Here is a 19,392-nt window from a genome sequence, read left to right on the forward strand (position 1 = left end):
CGGTTCTGTTTAAAAACTGTGCTTTACAGTTCAGCGTTTTTTAATGTCGGGTGACCTGAGTTTTAAGCTTTTCGATCTGTTCCTTCAGATAAAGCTTTTTACGTTTAAGATCGGCGATCGTCAGCGTATCGGTAGCTGGCAATGCTGCGGCGTCGGAAATTTCTTTTTCCAGTGCATCATGCTTCTTTTCCAGTGAGGCAAGATGGGATTCGAGTGCCATTATTGCTTCTCCTTTGTGCTTACGCATCATCATAATTTTGTCGGATCAGGTGCTTTTTCCGCTTCTGTCTTGCGGAGAGTCCCCCTGATACCTCTCTCAGCTTTGAACCAGACTGTGACAAAACAATGACAGTCTTGCATGAGTTTTCATTAATGTCGAATTCATATTTGGCGCATTTCAACTTTGCCAAAATTATGCTACGGCAAAGCTGAAAAAGGGCGGATTATACTGACCTGCGGTGCTTCTGTGAAAACTGCGACCTGTATCAGGTTTGCGGCAAATGGGAGTGTTCGCGGTATTTTCTCCCGTTAGGACAGATCAGATGGAATATGCCATGCCCGATCAGGAACAAGCTGAAATTCGCCTCTCCGTTGCACGGTTACGACAGGAACACACGGATTTTGATCTTGCCATCAATGCCATGATGCAAACCGGCTGCAATCAGCTGAGCATTCAGCGTATGAAAAAGAAAAAGCTCGCGGTCAAAGATCAGCTGAGCAAGCTGGAAGACAAGATTATTCCGGATATTATTGCCTGAACGCAGGCTTGAATTCGGGTCTGAATCTGATCCGGTCATTCTAAATTCTTACCGCAGATAAAACACCGGCAGACTTTTACAAAGCCTGACCGATTTTTTATTTTCAAAATCCCGCACCTGACAGGACATTTCATGGCAGATAACACTCCAACTTCCCCGAAAGTCGCCATCATTATGGGCAGCCAGTCCGACTGGCCAACCATGCGCAATGCGGCGCAGGCACTGGATACACTGGGGGTTGCTTATGATGCCCGTATTATTTCTGCACACCGCACACCGGATCGCATGGTTGAATTTGCCAAAACGGCACGCGATCAGGGTTTTCATGTGATTATCGCCGGTGCAGGTGGTGCCGCCCATCTGCCGGGTATGGTTGCAGCCATGACGCCCCTGCCGGTCTTTGGCGTGCCTGTGCAATCCAAGGCGCTGTCCGGTCAGGATTCTCTGCTTTCCATCGTACAGATGCCTGCCGGCATTCCTGTCGGCACACTGGCAATCGGCAATGCTGGCGCAACCAATGCCGCCCTTCTTGCCGCAGCAGTTCTTGCATTGCATGACAAGCCGCTGGCAGACCGTCTGGATGCTTATCGCAAAGCCCAGACCGATGTTGTGGCACCTGCCCCGAAAGATGAGGACTGAGCCATGCTGCAAGCAGGATCAACAATCGGCATTATCGGTGGAGGCCAGCTTGGCCGCATGCTGGCTATGGCTGCCGCGCGTCTGAGCTTTAAAACCATTATTCTGGAACCACAGGCAGACTGCCCTGCCGCACAGGTTGCCAACCGTCAGATCGTAGCGAGTTATGATGACCGCGCTGCCTTGCAGGAACTGGCTGAAGCCTGCGATGTGATTACCTATGAGTTTGAAAATGTGCCCGTAGAAGCGGCACAATTTCTGGCAACACAAAACATCGTTTCCCCGCCGCCTTACGCCTTGGAAATCTCACAGGACCGCGTTGCGGAAAAACAGTTTCTCAATGACAGCGGCATTGCCACAGCGCCTTGGCGCGTTGTTGATGATGTGGAAGATCTGGTCGCAGCGCTGGGCGCGCTTGGCGGGCGTGGCATTCTGAAAACCCGCCGCTTCGGCTATGACGGCAAAGGTCAGGTGCGCCTTAACAGTCTCGACAATAATGCCGCCGCAGAAGCAATTGCAGCGATCAAGAATGCACCGGCGATCCTTGAAGGCTTTGTGGAATTTACCCGCGAAGTTTCTGTGATTGCCGCCCGCGACAAGACAGGCAATGTCCGCCTTTATGACATCGCTGAAAATGTCCACAAGAATGGCATTCTCGACACCTCGACTATACCGGCTGCCATCAGCGCTGAAACCACCGCACTCTGCATCGATGCCGCACAGAAGCTGCTTCATGCACTGGATTATATTGGTGTGCTCGGTTTCGAATTTTTCGTTCTGCCGGATGGCTCGGTTGTGGCCAATGAATTTGCACCACGAGTGCATAATTCCGGCCATTGGACGGAAGCAGCCTGCGCTGTATCACAATTTGAGCAGCATATCCGAGCCGTTGCCGGTCTGCCTCTGGGCGATCCTAAACGCCACAGTGACTGCGTTATGGAGAACCTGATCGGTGATGACGTACTGCAAGTACCGGCGATTCTGGCAGAATCGGATGCAGTCCTGCATCTCTACGGTAAGGCAGAGGCACGTGAAGGGCGCAAAATGGGGCACGTCACACGCATTAAAAGCGGAAAATAACACCGTTTTAAGGGTTCCGTGCGCATCAATGGTTGACAATTGACCCATTCATTGACTATTTCACCTCAACCATTCAAACGTGCTCTTTGGCTCGCACTGAAACATGCTCCCAAATACGGGAAACGGTTTTGGGAACAAGGCATGTATAGAAACAAAGAGCTGGAACGAGCGCAGCGTTTCTAATGAAATGAGACACGTTCCAGGAATATGCCCAATTCGGGCCAAACACATTGGTGAGTAACATGAAGATCAAGAATTCGCTTAAAGCGCTCAAAGGCCGTCATCGTGACTGCCAGCTGGTTCGTCGTAAGGGCCGCGTATACATCATCAACAAAACTGCTCCTCGCTTTAAAGCTCGTCAGGGTTAATAAGCTGAGTGAGAACAGGTTGAACCTGTTCTGCTGCAGTCAGTTGTAAGAATTTTAAACAGCGCCGGTATTTATTTACCGGCGCTGTTTTTATGTCTTTAAACCGCCGGCTTCTGTATTATGATAGAGCGATGATCAAGACACGCAGCATCCTGTACCTTTCCGCAATGACAGCCCTGATAATGACAGGCGCTATAGGTATTGCTGCGGCTGAAGACATCAGCACGTCCGGTAAGATGCAGCAACCTATGCCACCGGCCATCACAATTCCTGAACCTGCAAAAACCGCGCCGGTTCAGAACATCGCCCCTAAAGCCAAAGAGAAACCCAAAAATCCCGACGTGGAAATGGCAGGGCCGCTCACAGAAGTTCGCCAGAAAGAACAGGAGCAGCTGTTCGCAGATCTGCGTAAGGCCTCAACACCGGAAAAGTCCCACGCTATTGCCAGCCGTTTGCGCCAGAGTTTTGTGCGCACCGGCAGCGATAGTCTGGATCTGATGCTGCGCTGGGCAGAAACAGCCCTCAACCAGTCGCGTGATGCAGAAGCGCAGGATTATATTGATGAGGTCATGGCGCAACGTCCTGACAATGCAACTGTCTGGCAGTTGCGGGCGCGCCTGCATTTGCGCCGCAACGAACTGGCACCGGCTCTCAGCGATATCCGGCAGGCCATGATCTTAGAGCCACGCAATTTTGATGTTCTCATCAACTATGCGACTTTGCTGCGCGAGACCGGCAACAATAAAGGTGCCCTGTGGCTCTACAGTCAGGCGTTGAGCGTTTATCCGATGATGAAAGAAGCACAGGATGAAATGCTGAAACTAACCGAGGCCGACAGCGATACAGCACTTTAAAGCATACAAAAAAAGCCCGCTCGAAAGCGGGCTTTTTTATTGCAATCTGACAACGATCAGATCCCTGTCAGGCCATCCATACCGATATAGGCAATGCGCAGCATATTGGTATTGCCAGGAGTTCTGAGCGGCACACCAACCGTGATAATCACACGGTCACCCGGCTTGGCAAACTCTTCCCGATAGGCAATGTGGCACGCACGGTTGACCACATCGTCGAGGTCACGCGCATCTTCTGTTACCACGCAATGCAAGCCCCACACGATCGACAGGCGGCGTGCAGTCTCTACGACAGGTGACAGAGCAATGATCGGCGTCAGCGGCCGCTCACGCGACGCTCTGAGGCCTGTGGTGCCCGATGAGGTGTAGCAGATAATCGCCGAGAGGTTCAGCGTCGTGGCAATCTGGCGGGCAGCCAGCGATACCGCATCCGCACCGGTTGCCTCCGGTTCTGAACGCTGATTATTGACAATGGACGGATAATTCGGATCGCGTTCCACTTTTTCAGCAATACGTGCCATTGTCGCAACCGCTTCAACCGGATAATCACCGGCTGCCGATTCCGCGGACAGCATCACCGCATCCGCACCGTCAAACACGGCAGTCGCCACATCGGAGACTTCTGCACGGGTTGGCACCGGCGCCGTAATCATGGATTCCAGCATCTGGGTCGCAACAACCACCGGCTTACCGGCCTTACGGCAGGCACGCACAATCTGCTTCTGAATACCCGGAACGCTTTCCAGCGGCATTTCAACGCCCAGATCACCACGGGCAACCATCAGTGCATCTGACAATTCGATAATCTCATCGAGACGGGTAACAGCCTGCGGCTTCTCAATCTTAGACATCAGCGCAACGCGACCGCGGGCAATCTTGCGCACTTCCGCCAGATCCTCCGGCCGCTGAATGAAGGACAGCGCTACCCAGTCAATATCTTCCAGCAGCACGGCATCGAGATCGCGACGATCTTTTTCAGTCAAAGCACCAACCGGCAAAGTCGTATCCGGCAGACTCACACCCTTACGGTCAGAGATTTTTGTGCCCGAAATCACCTTACAACGAATGGATTTACCGTCAGTCGCCTCAGCCTGCAATGCTAAGCGGCCGTCATCAATCAGAAGACGGTCACCGGCCTGCACTGCCTGCAAAATTTCTGGATGCGGCAGGAAAACTCGGGTTTCATCACCCAGTGTCTCATCAGCATCCAGCGTGAATATCTGACCCGGCACCAGATCAACTTTGCCGTCTTTGAACTTGCCGACGCGCAGTTTTGGCCCCTGCAAATCTGCAAGAATACCGATCGGACGACCAAGCTTGCGCTCCACATTACGGATACGGCGCACCAGCTCACGCATCAGATCGTGATCCGCATGGCTCATATTGATACGGAATACATCCGCACCGGCTTCAAACAATTTCTCAATAACCGCTTCATCCGAAGATGCGGGGCCGAGTGTTGCGAGGATCTTTACCTTGCGGGCACGTCTCATTGGTGATTGGTTCCTGTCACTGTGGCATTGCCGGCCGGTGCATCATCCGTGAGCTGCACCATCCAGCTTGATTGTTCACCCGTATCGTATTCCTGAAAACCGGAGCGCTGAAAACCGCGGGCAAAACAGTCATTCACGCCGTTAATTTTAAACTCGTTTTCGGCCACACACATATTGACCTTGCCGTCCCAGCGACCGCCGCCTTCTGAATCCTCGGCATAAACATAATAATAGCGCGAGGTCAGGGGGCCTTCGATCAGGGTTTTGCAGCTCGACCCGTTAATATGCCACCAGCCCTCTGTAATCCATCCGCTCTTGGCACGATAACCAATTGCAACACCGACCAGATTTTGCGTTGAGTTACAAACGCGGAAATCAGCCCGTGCTTCAGGCGCAGAAAATGCCATTGAAATAAACGTAACCGAAATAAGTGCCAGAAAATATGACAAGGTAGAATGAAGACGCATCCGCCAGAACCTTTCAGCGCACGGTACTGCTTACATATAACAGCAAGGTGAAAAACTTTGCGTTTATCACCGGACTGCAGCTTGTGCTCCTGACAGGCACAACAAGAACAGCGCTGTAAACAATTGAGTTACGGCACCGTATCTGCTCACGGAGAAAAATGCGATGCCTGAGAGCTGCATAATTCACGCAAGTTGCTGGCAGACTCAAGTGCCTGATGCCGGTTTTCCGCTAAAATCGGAGTGAATAGCAAAATAGACTGCTCTGCCAAACGGCGGAGCCCTGCAACGCACCCGCATCCTGAAGAAACCGCATCAAACCTGAAAGTTACTTTCCCTCACCCTGTCGATTTTCCGGTTTTAGAGTTTACAACAAATCAAATCGATTTAATTGCAGTTTGTCTATAGCCCACCACCTGATCTGATACCAGCCCCCCTCTCCGCAACCGGAGCGCAGCACATAAATGGCTCGCAATTCTTTGCAATCCATTTATATCTGGAACCATCTTGTTAATTCCGGAACGCAGATGTCAGGCTTTTCCCCTTTTGAAACCATTGGCGGTGATTTTTCGCAAGGAATGTTGCTGATTGCGGATCACGCCAGCCGCGCAGTACCGCAACCTTACGGAACACTGGGGCTCGCACCTCATATTTTTGAACGCCACATTGCCTATGATATCGGCGTTGAAATGCTGACCCGCGCATTGGCTGAAAAGCTCAAGGCTCCGGCAGTGCTCGGTGGTTTCTCACGATTGCTGATTGATCCTAACCGCGGTGAGGATGACCCGACACTCATTATGCAGCTCTCTGACGGAGCCGTTATTACCGGCAATTATCCGATGACGCTACAGGAGCGGGAGAACCGGCTGAATGCCTTCTACCGCCCTTATCATCAGGCCGTGGATGCCGCCTGCAACATAGTTTCGCAAACCAGCGGGCACGCGCCTTTTGTCGTTTCTGTCCATTCCTATACACCGGTGTGGAAAACCACACCCCGCCCCTGGCAGGTTGCCCTGCTCTGGGACAAGGACGACCGTGCAATTACCCCGCTTCTGTCTATGCTGCGTAAAGACGGCACCTTATTTGTCGGCGATAATGAGCCTTATGACGGCGCGCTGCGGAATGATACATTGTTCCGGCACTGTACGGCCAAGGGCTATGCTAATGTGCTGATCGAGGTCCGGCAGGATTTGATATCAACACCGGCAGGTGTAGCAGAATGGGCAGACCGCCTCGCTCCGATGCTGAAACATATTAATGCAATGGCAGGTCTCCATGATATTCGCCATTACGGTTCGCGCACTGACCCTGCTATTGCTCTGTCAGCCTGAACTTTGAAAGGAAATCACGTGACTGAAATGACAAGTGAGCAGCGTTTGGCTTATGAAGCCGCGGCTTTTCGCAGGCTGACAGAGCATTTGCGCAATCGCACCGATGTTCAGAATATTGATATGATGAACCTGACCGGGTTTTGCCGCAACTGTCTGTCCAACTGGTTTCAGGAAGCAGCCAATGCGGATGGTAACGCTCTGACCAAAGAAGAAGCCCGCGCTGAAATTTACGGCATGCCTTATGATGAATGGCGTGAAAAACATCAGACACCGGCCAATCAGGCACAGTTGGATGCTTTTTCTGCACAAAAACCGGACCATAAATAAATATTTTAACCAGTATCTTACCGCTTACGCGCTATTTCAAATTCAAGATTCTTGAAACCGTTGCTTGACCATGAGCCCCATGTGAGGCAACCAAGACCCCTGTTTTTAAGGCCTGCGACTCGCGTCACGCGTTTCAGATGGTCTTGTCTATAATCGGAGAATGATATTGAGCGACGATATTACCGGCGACAGCGCCCAGTCCATTGCAGTTGGTCAGCTGCGTGCATTTATTGAACGTGTTGAACGACTGGAAGAAGAAAAGAAAACCATCTCTGATGATATCAAAGAGGTTTTTGCTGAGCTGAAAGGCTCCGGCTTTGACACCAAAGCCGTGCGCACCATTATCCGCCTGCGCAAAAAAGAAGCGCATGAGCGTCAGGAAGAAGAAGCGATGATCCAGCTTTATATGGACGCGCTTGGCATGAGCTGATCCGTCAGCGGACAATAAAAAAGGGAGCTGTATGCTCCCTTTTTTATTGCTAAAAATCAGCGTCAGACATCCAGCAGTTTTTCAAAACCACCATAGATCATCCGCTTGCCATCAAACGGCATGGATTCACCCATCGCCTGCATACGGGGATCCTCCATCATTTTTTTCCATGTTGTATCGCGGACAGTTTTGTTCGGAAATTCAATCCAGCTGAATACAACAACTTCGCCATCTTTGGCTTGCACGGAGCGGCGGAAATCCGTCAGCTTGCCATCGGGCACATCATCGCCCCAGCACTCAACAATGCGGGTGGCGCCAAATTCCTTAAAAATCACAGCCGCTGCAGCTGCATGTTTACGGTAGTCTTCTTTGCGGCCTTCCGGTACAGACGCTACAAAACCCTCAATATATCCCATTTTACCTCTCCTCGGTTGTGGGTAACATCATTCTTCCGTTGACTTAATATGTTGATATCAACATAATTATGGAATGTCAATAAATGTGCCTTTTTCAACCACACTTGAAGTTCGCGATACCTGCCTGTGCCTACATGCACAACGCGCCGCCCGTGCTCTGGCACGGTATTTTGATGATGCTTTGCGTCCCTATAATCTCACAAACGGCCAGTTCTCATTACTGATGGCGCTCAACCGTCCTAAGCCGCCCTCCATTGCACCGGTTGCGCAATTACTGGCGATGGATCGAACAACTTTAACCGCAGCTCTAAAACCGCTTCAGAAAAATGCACTGGTTGAAATTGTGCCTGATCCTTCAGACCGCCGCAGCCGGTTATTACTGCTTACGCCCAAGGGATCAGCTCTTCTTGCAGCGGCTGTGCCGGTCTGGAGAGCAACACATGCAGAACTGGAAAACACGCTCCTGAACGGCAATGGCGATTTGTTACGCGCAATGCTGTGTGATCTTGGTAATGTCAGCCATGCCACTCAAAAAGTGAAACACGAAATCGTGTCATAAAAACGGTGCACTTCAGCTGCTTTCCCTTTCCATGATCTGCTTTTTATTCATAATCCGTTTCGCAATGAATACAGTGGTGAGAGCAGTTTCAGTAAGCGCTGAATCGCTCTGACCGCTTTCGCGGAGGAAAACGGAATGCACTTAAAACAGCTCGGACGTTCAGATTTAACAGTTTCCCCTTTATGCTTTGGCGGAAATGTCTTTGGCTGGACAGCCGATGAAACAACATCATTTGCCTTGCTCGACCGCCTGCTCGATGCAGAGCTGACATTTATTGATACGGCCAATATCTATTCACGCTGGGTGCCGGGGCATCAGGGCGGCGAGTCTGAGGCCGTCATCGGCAACTGGCTCAAAAGCCGCGGCAACCGCGAAAAGCTGACCATTGCCACCAAAGTTGGCGGCGATATGGGCGAAGGCTTTACAATGGCGCCAGCCCATATCCGCGAATGTGTTGATGCTTCTCTCAAGCGCCTGCAAACAGATTATATTGACCTTTACCAGTCGCATTATGATGATCCGAATACACCGTTTGAGGATGTGCTCGGCACATTTCAGGATCTGATCAAAGCCGGTAAAGTACGCGCAATCGGCGCTTCCAATATCACAGGCGAGCGCCTGAAGACCGCATTGGAAACCTCTGAAAAACACAATCTGCCGCGCTATGACTCATTGCAGCCGCTTTATAATCTCTATGACCGCAGCGACTATGAAACCACGCTGGAACCGGTGGTGAGCGCTAATCAGGTCGGCGTCATTCCTTATTATGCGCTGGCAGCAGGCTTCCTTACCGGCAAATATCGCAGTGAAGCCGATCTTAGCATCAGCACGCGCGGTAACAGAGTTGGCGCAAGCTATCTCAATGAGCGCGGGCTGAAAATTCTGGAAGCGATGGATCAGGTTGCAGAGCGCTATGCGGTTAAACCTGCACAGATTGCCATTGCATGGTTGATGGCTCAGCCGTCAATCACCGCACCGATTGCCAGTGCAACGAAGATTGAACAGCTGGACGAGCTGATTAAAGCCACACGTCTGACACTCGATCAGGATGCTCTGGACACTTTGAACAAAGCCAGCGCCTAAAACAAAAAGCCTGCCTGAAGGATGCTTCAGGCAGGCTTTATATTCTATAGTGTTAAAGGCAGCTCAGCCTTCAATTTCTTCCCGCAGCATTTCCAGTTCAAGCCATTCTTCTTCATGAGCTTCAACTTCATTACGCTTTTTCTCAATCTCACCGGCAATCTTGGCAAACTGATCAGGATTTTTTGTATAGAGCGCCGGATCAGCCATTTTCACCTCAAGAGCAGCAATCTCTGCCCCAAGCTTTTCCATTTTTGCAGGCAATGTCTCCAGAGCGAACTTTTGCTTATAGGATAATTTGCGCTTTTCATCGCGCTTGGGAGCAGCAACAGTCGTCTCCGGCTCAGCATCACCACGCGGAGCGGCAGTTTTCACCTGACGGCGCGCCAGTGCGGTTTCTTTACGCTGCGCCATCATATCCGCATAGCCGCCGGCATATTGCAGCCAGCGCCCGTCACCCTCCGGCGCAATCACCGAAGTCACTGTACGGTCAAGAAAATCACGATCATGGCTGACCAGAATAACGGTACCCGGAAAGCCCGCAACCAGTTCCTGCAACAGATCCAGCGTTTCCATATCCAGATCGTTGGTCGGCTCATCGAGGATCAGCAGATTGGCAGGGCGCGAGAGAACCCGTGCCAGCATCAGTCGTGCGCGCTCACCACCGGATAACTCACGGATCGGCGTGCGTGCCTGCTCCGGCTGGAACAGGAAGTCTTTCATATAGGACACAACATGGCGCTGCTCGCCATTGACCACCAGCGATTCACCGCGCCCGTCTGTCAGATAATGGGACAGCGTTTCATCCGGATTAAGCTCGCGTTTCTGATCGAGCTCGGCAAAATCCAGATTAACACCAAGACGGATCGTACCGGAATCCGGCTCAAGCTTACCGATCAGCATCGAGAGCAGAGTCGTTTTACCCGCGCCATTCGGCCCGACTAAACCAATCCGGTCGCCGCGATTCACACGAATTGAAAAATCCTTGACCAAAACACGGTCATCATAGGCCTTGCTGATTTTATCAGCTTCAACCACCAGCTTGCCGGATTCTTTGACGTCGCTTGCCTGTAATGTCGCCACACCCTGCGCATGACGATGCGTGCGAAAATCTTTGCGCATGGTGTGCAGTTCACCAAGGCGGCGCATATTGCGCTTACGCCGCGCAGTTACACCATAGCGCAGCCAGTGCTCTTCACGCACGATCTGGCGGCCGAGTTTCTGATGATCGCGCTCTTCTTCTTCGAGAACTTTGTCACGCCATTCCTCAAAATGCGCAAAACCCTGCTCGATACGGCGCGTAACTCCGCGATCAAGCCAGATGGTTGCACGACTGACATTTTCCAGAAAACGCCGGTCATGGGAGATCAGCACAATCGCAGAGCGGATCTGGCGCAGTTCCTGCTCCAGCCATTCAATGGTTGCCAGATCGAGATGGTTGGTCGGCTCATCCAGCAGCAACACATCCGGCTGCGGCGCAATTACCCGCGCCAAAGCGGCACGACGGGCTTCACCACCTGAGAGCTGCTCCGGCGTTTCATCACCGGTCAGCCCGAGATTTTCCAGAAGATAGGCCACGCGATAAGGATCATCTGTAGGGCCGAGACCCGCCTCTACATAATCACGCACATTCGCAAAACCATCCATATCCGGTGCCTGCGCCAGATAGCGGATCGTCGCAGACGGATGACGGAAGATTTCCCCGCCGGTAGGTTCAACCATGCCTGCGGCTATTTTCAGCAATGTGGATTTACCGGAACCGTTACGTCCGACCAGCGCGATACGTTCCCCCTCGCTGATCGACAATCCTGCATCTTCAAGCAGCGGCGTGCCGCCAAAAGTCAGGCTGATCTGGTCAAGTCGGAGAAGAGGAGGAGCCATAAATATATACGCTTTAAAAAGAGAGGCAGAAGATCGTCACTGCTCATTACTGCATATTGATACAAACAGGAACCCTTACGGAAAATTTCCTGAATCCCTTAAGTGCTATGCGCAGACATAAAAAAACAGGCCGGAAACCGGCCTGTTTTCATCACAAGGACTTGCGTCCTGTTAGTTACAAGGCGCTTCGTAAACGCGGCCGTAATTGTCGCGGTAGCGGCAATACTGAACGCCGTTACGGGTCTGTGCTGCACCGAGCAGAGTACCGGCAACCGCACCGATTGCAGCACCGGTCAGAGCGCCACGGCCGTTACCGCCGATTGCACCACCGGCAAGAGCGCCAAGCGCTGCGCCACCAACACCGTAACCGGCGGTGCGCTGCTCACCAGTTGTACAAGCAACTGTCGAAAACGCGAGTACTGCCGTTACTGCGATCATTGAAAGACGTGATTTCATCAAAAGTTACTCCCGTTGAGACTACTCACTGCATGCCATAATCTCATGCATTTTATAGCAAAAAGAAGACAGCACCTATCAAAACAATTTACAGGTTTTTATGTTCAGTCACATCAGAGCATGTCGCTGACGGGGGAAGCCAATAAAATTGCAGCCCCCGCATCCAATGTTACCGTTAACTTTTCTTTTACTCTATTTGAGAGCGTTAAAGAAGAGCCAAACGGCACGTAAACCTGATCAAGCGGCCATTCAGCGCCGGAAATTGACAATCTGGTTAACGCCTCAAATCCCAGAATACTGAATAATGTTCCGTCCGGCAGATCAAAGCCCGTTTCACCATAGGTCAGCGGCGTCGCCTCTTCATGCCCGCTGGTCAAAAAGACTTGTCTGCCCTGATGCGCATGGGCGACCGCCATGCTCAGATGCAGAAACGCATGATCGGTACGCTCACCACCAAAAGCACCGGCTAAAATCACCTGCGTAGCACCACGCTCATAGGCTTCATGCAGGGCAAGTTCGCCGTCGGTCATTGCCTTGGCAACAGGAAAAACCTGCCGCTCGATGGCCTGATAATTGCTCGCCAGAGCTTCATCGGTGGAATCAAAATCTCCGAGCCATAATTCCGGCTCCACACCCAGAACTGCCGCATGGCGCATACCGCTATCAGCCGCCAGAACACGCGCACCGGCAATTTGCTGTTTCAGCCGCGGAGTGACGGTCAGATCACCGCCGAGAAGAATAAGAAATTTTGACATAGCGCTGCATATCACGACGCATTATTGACCGGAAGACCCGCCTTTGTTTCCAACAATTTTCTTGCTCTGCCCCTGCACTCTGTCTTATGGTCGGCGCGCTCTAACGGGGTGCCTTCGATCTATCGAAGGCTGAGAGGCCGGTCTCCGGCTAACCCGCTGAACCTGATCCGGTTTGTACCGGCGGAGGGATTAGATGCTGTCCGGCTTCCGGCGCTCAATCCTTGAAAACAGAAACCAAAGGAGAGCCCGCGCGGCCTGAAACCTATGAACGCAGCTATCAAACAACTTCTTCTGACGACCGGCATCCTCTCTGCTCTGACCGTGGGCAGCGGCTTAGCGCAGGCACAGGATCTGACAATCTATACCTATGACAGTTTCACGGCCGAGTGGGGGCCGGGACCGAAGGTAAAAGAAAATTTTGAAAAATCCTGCGGCTGCACAGTGAATTTTGTGGCTGTTGCCGATGGTGTAGCGCTGCTCAACCGCCTGAAACTTGAGGGCACTTCAACCAAGGCAGACATTGTGCTGGGGCTGGACACCAATCTGATCAGCGATGCCAAAGCCTCCGGCCTGTTTGCCCCGCACGCGCTGACCGATATTAAAAGCAACGTACCGGGCAATTTTCAGGATGATGTCTTCCTGCCTTATGACTACAGCTATTTCGCTGTGATCTACGACAGTGAAAAACTGACAAACCCTCCTAAATCCATGACTGAGCTGATCAATGGTGATACGTCACAGAAAATCATCCTGATGGATCCGCGCACCTCAACACCGGGTCTGGGCATGATGCTCTGGGTGAAAGATCTCTATGGCGATCAGGCAGCGGAACAGTGGCAAAAACTCAGCAAGCGCGTTCTCACAGTTACTCCGGGCTGGTCTGAGGGCTACGGCCTGTTTACCAAGGGTGAAGCACCGATGGTGCTATCCTACACGACCTCGGCCGCCTATCATATCATCTCGGAAAAAACCGAACGCTATAAGGCCGTTGTGTTTAAAGAAGGCAATTACCTTCAGATTGAACTGGCAGGTCAGACGGTAAACGGTGCTAAAAACCCGCGTGCCGCAGAGTTTTTGAAATTTATGACCACATCCGGTTTTCAGGATGTTATTCCGGAAACCAACTGGATGTATCCGGCCTATAATACATCTGCCCCACTCAATGCTGCCTTTGATACGCTGCCAAAACCGGACAAAAGCCTGTTGCTCGCCTCCGATACAGTTGCACAAAACCGCAAAGCATGGGTGGATGAGTGGCTGAAAGCCATGAGCCGCTAATAGCAGAGTATAAAAGGTTATGACAAACGACCGTATTCCGCCGCTCTGTGTGGCGGAATACAACCGGAGAATTATGCCAGTATTGCGTTTTAAAACCTATTCAGGTCTGCTTGTCCTGACCCTGTTGCTGGTGCTCACCGGCGGGGCTCTGCTGTCTCTTGGACTTCAGGGATTTCAGGCAGACAGTAATGCAGCGGCTGCCTTTGACAGCTATCTATGGAATATCACGCGCTTCACTTTGTTACAGGCGATATTGTCCGCCCTGTTATCCATCGTCTTTGCACTACCGGTAGCACGCGCCTTACATGCCAGTACCGGTTTTCGCGGCCGCACACTTCTGCTGCGCTTTTTTGCCATTCCTTTGACATTGCCGTCTCTCGTCGCAGTCTTCGGCCTGACCAGTATTTACGGACGCAACGGAATAATCGCACAAGGCAGCACGGCGCTGGGCATACCCCTGATACCGGATATTTATGGTCTGACCGGTATCTTGCTCGCCCATGTCTTTTTTAACATGCCACTGGCCGTCAGACTTCTGCTCGCCAGTCTGGAATCCATACCGCAAGACTATTGGAAACTTTCCGCACAGCTCGGCATGGGCAGTTTCGCCCGCTTCCGGTTGATTGAATGGCCGGTAATTGCCCGTAATTTAAGTGGTATAGCAGGGCTGATTTTCATGCTCTGCGCCAGCTCTTTTACTATTGTGCTGACCTTAGGCGGCGGCCCGCGTGCCACCACGCTGGAAGTAGCAATTTATCAGGCACTGCATTTTGACTTTGATTTAGGGCGAGCCGTCGCGCTGACACTCACACAATTGCTGCTGACGATTGCTGTACTATGCCTGCTGCGCCTCACCGGCAAACCGGCAGAAGAAGGCTTGTCCCTGACCACAACAAGCCGCAACTATATCCGCCACGGCAAACCGGCACAAATCCTGTCCGGTCTGATGATCATCATCGCCACGCTGTTCATCGCCTTACCGATCTTTGGCATGATCTTTTCCGGCCTCACCTCTGATCTGCGGCGACTGCTTAGTGAGACTGCGGTACAACAAGCCATTATCACCTCACTGCTGCTGGCATTTGGTGCGGCCACTTTGTGCGTATTGCTGTCACTCACACTGGTCACTGCGCGTGAATACAGTGCAGCACAAAATCTGAAACACCCGCGGGCTCTGCGCTCTCTCTTCACCACGGCGCTCGATAGCGGTGCCAGCCTTGTGCTGATTATCCCGCCGATTGTACTTGGTGCGGGCTGGTTCATTCTGCTGCGCCGGTTTACCGATGTTTTCACGCTGGCACCCTTCATGGTCATCGCCGTCAATGGTGTCATGGCCATGCCTTTTACCGTGCGGTTGCTGCGTCCTGCATGGGACAGCGCAGCCGCACAGAACAACCGGCTTTGCACCGCGCTTGGCATAACCGGCCTCAACCGTTTACGACTGATTGACTGGCCGGTGCTACGGCGGCCACTGGCCTTGAGCTTTATGTTTGCTATGGCGCTTTCTATGGGCGATCTCGGCACGATTGCGCTTTTCGGCAGCGACGCGGTACAGACATTGCCCTATCTTCTGCTGCAACGTATGGGCAGCTACCGCACCACGGATGCAGCGGGGCTGGCGCTGATTCTTGCTGTCATCTGCTTTGCTTTGATGCTGGCCACCGGCAAAAAAACCAATTCTGACAAAACCGCTGGACGGAATATCCTATGAAGCGACATAACGCTGCCATCGAACTTGATACGGTTCGTTTTTCCTTCGGCCAGGCGGAGATGCTGTTCAATCTGCAACTGGGAGCCGGTGAAACCGGTGTGATTGTTGGTCCGAGCGGCTCGGGTAAATCCACCCTGCTCAACCTTATTGCCGGATTTGAAACACCGCAATCCGGCCGGATACGCATTGGCAACGCTGATATCAGCAATGAACCACCGGCAAACCGGCCGGTCACAATGGTGTTTCAGGAAAACAATCTTTTTGCCCATCTGGATGTGCGTTCCAATATCGGTCTGGGACGTTCTCCTTCATTGAAACTCAGTAATACGGATCAGGCAGCCATTCAAACCGCGATCGACCGCGTAGAACTGACAGGCAAAGAGCACCGCAAACCGGCAGAGCTTTCCGGCGGTGAAAGGCAGCGTGTTGCCATTGCCCGCGCCCTTGTGCGTGACAAGCCGGTCTTGTTGCTGGATGAGGCATTCGCATCTTTAGGGCCGGCTTTGCGTCAGCAAATGCTGGATCTGATCCGCGACCTGCAACGCGAGACCGGCATTACCATTCTGATGGTAACCCACACGCCGGAAGATGCGCTGCGCTTTAATTCAACTTTACTCTTTCTTGCCAATGGCGAGATAAAAGCGCAAGGCGATGCAGCAATGATGCTTTCGTCCTCCGGCCCTCAGGCTATTCGTGACTATATGGGCACCACGGGGCATAAATTGCTCTGACATGCAGTCTATAAGTCTGGTCATCATGCCGAAAGACGTGATATTGCCATAGTTTAACAGCAGAGCGGTTTATAGCTGCAATAAAACACTACCTGACAATTTGTGAAATGCCGCAAAGATCATTTCACTTCTCTTGGCAGGAGCATTGTTTATATTGGAGATACAGACGCGTTTATACGAGCGAAGAATCAAGTACCGCACGATAAGAACCGAGGATACAATACTGGACATGCACACAAGGGCATTACGTTTTTCCGCTGCGGGAAAGCCCTCCATCTCTCCGGTTTTCAAACGGGCAGCCGCCATCGGTCTGGTCGCGTTTTTATCTGCCTGCCAATCTGTTGATTTTTCTGATCCGGATGTCATCGGTCCTTCGTCCAATCCTGTAACCGTTGCCAATGTCAGCAAAAATGACAAGCTTGCGCAGCTTGGTGCGCAACAGCACCCGCGTATTCTGGCAACCTATGGCGGCGAATATAACGATGCCAAGCTTGAACGCATGGTGGCAAAAATTGTCGGCAAGCTGACAACGGTTTCGGATAATCCTGATCAGACCTATCGTATTACCATTCTTAACAGCCCCAACATCAACGCCTTTGCCCTGCCCGGCGGTTATCTCTATGTAACCCGCGGCCTGCTGGCGCTTGCCAATGATTCATCTGAAGTTGCAGCAGTGATTGCGCACGAAATGGGTCATGTCACAGCCAATCACGGTATTCTGCGGCAGGCAAAAGAAGCTGAATCCATTATTTCCAAGCGTGTGGCATCCGAAGTGTTGCATGATGAAGCTGCCGGTCGTGAAGCCGCCATTCGCAGTAAGCTGCGTCTGGCGCAGTTCTCGCGCAATCAGGAATTGCAGGCGGATGTCATCGGCATCAAAATGATCGGTGCTGCGGGCTATGATCCGTTTGCCTCGGCACGCTTTCTGCAATCTATGGAAGCCTATACCAGTTTCCGTTCTGTATCCGGCGCCACAGATGCCAGCCTAGACTTTCTCGCATCGCATCCGGCAACACCGCAACGTGTTGATCTTGCGATCGGTCATGCACGCCGCATCGGCGCGCCCGGTGTCGGCACCACAGAACGCGCTTCGTTCCTCAATGGTATTGACGGGCTGCTTTACGGCGACTCTCCGCAGGAAGGCTATGTGCGCGAGCGCACCTTTATCCATCCGAAACTCGGCGTGACCTTCAGCGTCCCGCAGGGCTTTACGATTGATAATTCTGCAAGTGCCGTGATGGCCAGCGGCCCCGGAGAAATTGCAATCCGCTTTGACGGCGCGGCCTTGCCGCAGGGCAGCGATCTTGCCGCCTATATCCGCAGCGGCTGGGTAACCGGACTGGATGATCAGTCGGTTCAGACAACCACTATCAATGGCCTGCCAGCGGCCACAGCACGGGCAAGTGCAGATAAATGGCAGTTTGAAATTGTTGTTATCGCTTCCGGTCAGAAGGTTTATCGCTTCCTCATCGCTGCACCAAAGAACAGCAATGCGCTGAGTGCCACAACACAGTCGACGACACAAAGCTTCCGTGTCTTGACCACCGCAGAACAGGCCGCTGCGAAACCACTGCGCATCCGTGTTATACCTGTTAAGGCCGGAGACACGCTTGGCTCGCTGGCAAACCGCATGCAGGGGACAGACCGCAAGCTGGAGCTTTTCCGCTTGCTGAACGCTCTGCCAGCCGGAGGAACTGTCTCTGCCGGCGATCGTGTCAAAATCATCAGCGAATAAAAAAAGCCCCGTCAGGGGCTTTTTCATAGACTATTTTAAACGCGTTCAGGCGTGATAACCGGCAATACCGTTTTGTGAGAGCAAGGCCGCACGTAGCTTTTCCAAGGCGCGGTTTTCAATCTGACGCACACGCTCTTTGGAAATTCCGAGCCTTGTACCAAGCATTTCCAGCGTCACCGCATCATCCTTCAGCCGTCGCTCACGAATAATCCTGAGCTCACGATCATTCAAAACACAAAGAGCCTGTTTCAGCCAGCTGACGCGCCTTTCACTGTCGATCATGTTCTCGACAATCTCGTCCTGCAACGGATGATCATCAACCAGAAAATCAATTTTTTCAGCACTGTTACTGTCATCAGGAGAGACGGTCATGCTTAAAGAACTATCGGGCCCCGACAATCTGGAATCCATCAGTTCGACATCTTTTTCAGGAACGCCCAACTGACTGGAAATGCGGCTGTAAATCTCGCCTTTGGAGATTGTTTCATTCTCTTGCGCCAGCTTGGCACGCAAACGCCGCAAATTGAAAAACAGCGCTTTCTGTGTGGAGCTTGTGCCACCGCGCACGATTGACCAGTTTCGCAATATATAATCCTGAATAGAGGCTCTGATCCACCAGATCGCATAGGTAGAAAATCGTACATCCCGTTCCGGTTCAAAACGAAAAGCAGCTTCCATAAGTCCGACTGTGCCTTCCTGAATGAGATCGGCCATTGGAAGATCAAACTTGCGGAAGCGTGAAGCGGTAGAAATGACCAGTCGCATATGTGCTGAAGTGATCTGATCGAGTGCAACCTGATCCCCCTGCTCTTTCCAGCGTAACACCAGAGCCTGCTCCTGCTCACGCTCAAGATAGGGCGCGGACATCGCACTGCGAATTAAATTTCTGGAGGTTACAAAGGATACGGAACGTGTCGCTACTTCAGAATACGCTACAGGCTTCATTTCAATCTCCATAACGAAAAAGCAATGCGCCCTGCGGGCATGTTTCCTGAAACAAACGAGTTTTAAGAGACATGCCTTGAACAAAGACAATAAAGCGGGCGCAG

The 19,392-nt window shown here is 52.1% G+C and carries 21 protein-coding genes, 1 pseudogene and 1 riboswitch; of the genes and pseudogenes, 14 read left to right on the forward strand and 8 right to left on the reverse strand.

From position 1 onward, the window contains the following. Positions 1-40: 40 nt before the first annotated feature. Positions 41-223: a YdcH family protein gene (locus P8H26_RS09990; protein ID WP_289632931.1), complete on the reverse strand. Its 183-nt coding sequence runs from the start codon at positions 221-223 to the stop codon at positions 41-43. 331 nt (positions 224-554) lie between these two features. On the opposite strand from P8H26_RS09990, the gene P8H26_RS09995 reads away from it, so the two are divergent. The 5 genes from P8H26_RS09995 to P8H26_RS10015 all read left to right on the forward strand — a co-directional run bounded on the left by P8H26_RS09995 (position 555) and on the right by P8H26_RS10015 (position 3,696). Then, positions 555-758, forward strand: coding sequence for a YdcH family protein (locus P8H26_RS09995; RefSeq protein ID WP_289632933.1), 204 nt, complete (start codon positions 555-557; stop codon positions 756-758). Between the two features lie 132 nt (positions 759-890). Continuing rightward, positions 891-1,397, forward strand: coding sequence for a 5-(carboxyamino)imidazole ribonucleotide mutase (gene purE, locus P8H26_RS10000; protein WP_289632822.1), 507 nt, complete (start codon positions 891-893; stop codon positions 1,395-1,397). A 3-nt stretch (positions 1,398-1,400) separates the two neighbouring features. Beyond that, positions 1,401-2,474 carry a 5-(carboxyamino)imidazole ribonucleotide synthase gene (locus P8H26_RS10005; RefSeq protein WP_289632824.1) on the forward strand — a complete coding sequence of 358 codons (1,074 nt, stop codon included), beginning with the start codon at positions 1,401-1,403 and terminating at the stop codon, positions 2,472-2,474. Between the two features lie 242 nt (positions 2,475-2,716). Continuing rightward, on the forward strand, positions 2,717-2,842 hold the full coding sequence (gene ykgO, locus P8H26_RS10010; protein ID WP_075657282.1) for a type B 50S ribosomal protein L36: 126 nt from the start codon (positions 2,717-2,719) through the stop codon (positions 2,840-2,842). 182 nt (positions 2,843-3,024) lie between these two features. Further along, positions 3,025-3,696: a M48 family metallopeptidase gene (locus tag P8H26_RS10015; RefSeq protein ID WP_289632825.1), complete on the forward strand. Its 672-nt coding sequence runs from the start codon at positions 3,025-3,027 to the stop codon at positions 3,694-3,696. A 56-nt stretch (positions 3,697-3,752) separates the two neighbouring features. On the opposite strand, the gene pyk is transcribed toward P8H26_RS10015, so the two are convergent. Next, positions 3,753-5,189: a pyruvate kinase gene (gene pyk / locus P8H26_RS10020; RefSeq protein WP_289632826.1), complete on the reverse strand. Its 1,437-nt coding sequence runs from the start codon at positions 5,187-5,189 to the stop codon at positions 3,753-3,755. Further along, positions 5,186-5,578 (reverse strand): annotated as a pseudogene (locus tag P8H26_RS10025) (DUF1036 domain-containing protein); the annotation flags it as partial. The gene pyk and the pseudogene P8H26_RS10025, both read right to left, overlap by 4 nt. A gap of 602 nt (positions 5,579-6,180) precedes the next feature. On the opposite strand from P8H26_RS10025, the gene P8H26_RS10030 reads away from it, so the two are divergent. The 3 genes from P8H26_RS10030 (at position 6,181) to P8H26_RS10040 (ending at position 7,741) form a co-directional block, all read left to right on the forward strand. Beyond that, positions 6,181-6,984 (forward strand): N-formylglutamate amidohydrolase, encoded by an 804-nt coding sequence (locus P8H26_RS10030; RefSeq protein ID WP_289632934.1) that lies wholly within the window; start codon positions 6,181-6,183, stop codon positions 6,982-6,984. Positions 6,985-7,002: 18 nt separating this feature from the next. After that, on the forward strand, positions 7,003-7,311 hold the full coding sequence (locus P8H26_RS10035; protein ID WP_289632829.1) for a DUF1244 domain-containing protein: 309 nt from the start codon (positions 7,003-7,005) through the stop codon (positions 7,309-7,311). 160 nt (positions 7,312-7,471) lie between these two features. Then, the gene (locus tag P8H26_RS10040; protein WP_113945304.1) at positions 7,472-7,741 is read left to right on the forward strand and encodes a DUF2312 domain-containing protein; all 270 of its coding nucleotides are present in this window, start codon (positions 7,472-7,474) and stop codon (positions 7,739-7,741) included. A gap of 62 nt (positions 7,742-7,803) precedes the next feature. Here P8H26_RS10040 and P8H26_RS10045 read toward each other — a convergent pair whose 3' ends face one another. Further along, on the reverse strand, positions 7,804-8,157 hold the full coding sequence (locus P8H26_RS10045; RefSeq protein ID WP_289632830.1) for a DUF1428 domain-containing protein: 354 nt from the start codon (positions 8,155-8,157) through the stop codon (positions 7,804-7,806). A 73-nt stretch (positions 8,158-8,230) separates the two neighbouring features. Between P8H26_RS10045 and P8H26_RS10050 the strand changes: the two genes are divergently transcribed. Both P8H26_RS10050 and P8H26_RS10055 read left to right on the forward strand, forming a co-directional pair. Continuing rightward, positions 8,231-8,716 (forward strand): MarR family winged helix-turn-helix transcriptional regulator, encoded by a 486-nt coding sequence (locus P8H26_RS10050; RefSeq protein WP_289632831.1) that lies wholly within the window; start codon positions 8,231-8,233, stop codon positions 8,714-8,716. Between the two features lie 135 nt (positions 8,717-8,851). Further along, positions 8,852-9,799: an aldo/keto reductase gene (locus tag P8H26_RS10055; RefSeq protein ID WP_289632832.1), complete on the forward strand. Its 948-nt coding sequence runs from the start codon at positions 8,852-8,854 to the stop codon at positions 9,797-9,799. 63 nt (positions 9,800-9,862) lie between these two features. Here P8H26_RS10055 and P8H26_RS10060 read toward each other — a convergent pair whose 3' ends face one another. The 3 genes from P8H26_RS10060 to P8H26_RS10070 all read right to left on the reverse strand — a co-directional run bounded on the left by P8H26_RS10060 (position 9,863) and on the right by P8H26_RS10070 (position 12,888). Continuing rightward, entirely contained in the window at positions 9,863-11,677 is a 1,815-nt protein-coding gene (locus P8H26_RS10060) for an ABC-F family ATP-binding cassette domain-containing protein (RefSeq protein WP_289632833.1), read from the reverse strand. Positions 11,678-11,848: 171 nt separating this feature from the next. Beyond that, positions 11,849-12,133 (reverse strand): glycine zipper 2TM domain-containing protein, encoded by a 285-nt coding sequence (locus P8H26_RS10065; protein ID WP_075657278.1) that lies wholly within the window; start codon positions 12,131-12,133, stop codon positions 11,849-11,851. A 113-nt stretch (positions 12,134-12,246) separates the two neighbouring features. Beyond that, positions 12,247-12,888, reverse strand: a complete 642-nt coding sequence (locus P8H26_RS10070) for a thiamine diphosphokinase (protein ID WP_289632834.1) — start codon at positions 12,886-12,888, stop codon at positions 12,247-12,249. 94 nt (positions 12,889-12,982) lie between these two features. Beyond that, positions 12,983-13,094, forward strand: a riboswitch (TPP riboswitch). A 58-nt stretch (positions 13,095-13,152) separates the two neighbouring features. Between P8H26_RS10070 and thiB the strand changes: the two genes are divergently transcribed. The 4 genes from thiB (at position 13,153) to P8H26_RS10090 (ending at position 18,343) form a co-directional block, all read left to right on the forward strand. After that, entirely contained in the window at positions 13,153-14,166 is a 1,014-nt protein-coding gene (gene thiB, locus P8H26_RS10075) for a thiamine ABC transporter substrate binding subunit (protein ID WP_374708271.1), read from the forward strand. 73 nt (positions 14,167-14,239) lie between these two features. Beyond that, a complete protein-coding gene (gene thiP, locus P8H26_RS10080; RefSeq protein ID WP_289632835.1) occupies positions 14,240-15,877 on the forward strand; it encodes a thiamine/thiamine pyrophosphate ABC transporter permease in 1,638 nt (545 codons plus the stop codon). After that, a complete protein-coding gene (locus P8H26_RS10085) occupies positions 15,874-16,608 on the forward strand; it encodes an ATP-binding cassette domain-containing protein (RefSeq protein ID WP_289632837.1) in 735 nt (244 codons plus the stop codon). The genes thiP and P8H26_RS10085 overlap by 4 nt, the downstream gene beginning before the upstream one ends. Positions 16,609-16,837: 229 nt before the next feature. Continuing rightward, positions 16,838-18,343, forward strand: a complete 1,506-nt coding sequence (locus tag P8H26_RS10090; protein ID WP_289632838.1) for a M48 family metalloprotease — start codon at positions 16,838-16,840, stop codon at positions 18,341-18,343. A gap of 45 nt (positions 18,344-18,388) precedes the next feature. On the opposite strand, the gene P8H26_RS10095 is transcribed toward P8H26_RS10090, so the two are convergent. Continuing rightward, entirely contained in the window at positions 18,389-19,288 is a 900-nt protein-coding gene (locus P8H26_RS10095) for an RNA polymerase factor sigma-32 (protein ID WP_289632839.1), read from the reverse strand. Between the last annotated feature and the right edge of the window lie 104 nt (positions 19,289-19,392).

This window comes from Pseudochrobactrum sp. sp1633, assembly GCF_030376605.1.
Taxonomy (GTDB): Bacteria; Pseudomonadota; Alphaproteobacteria; order Rhizobiales; family Rhizobiaceae; genus Pseudochrobactrum.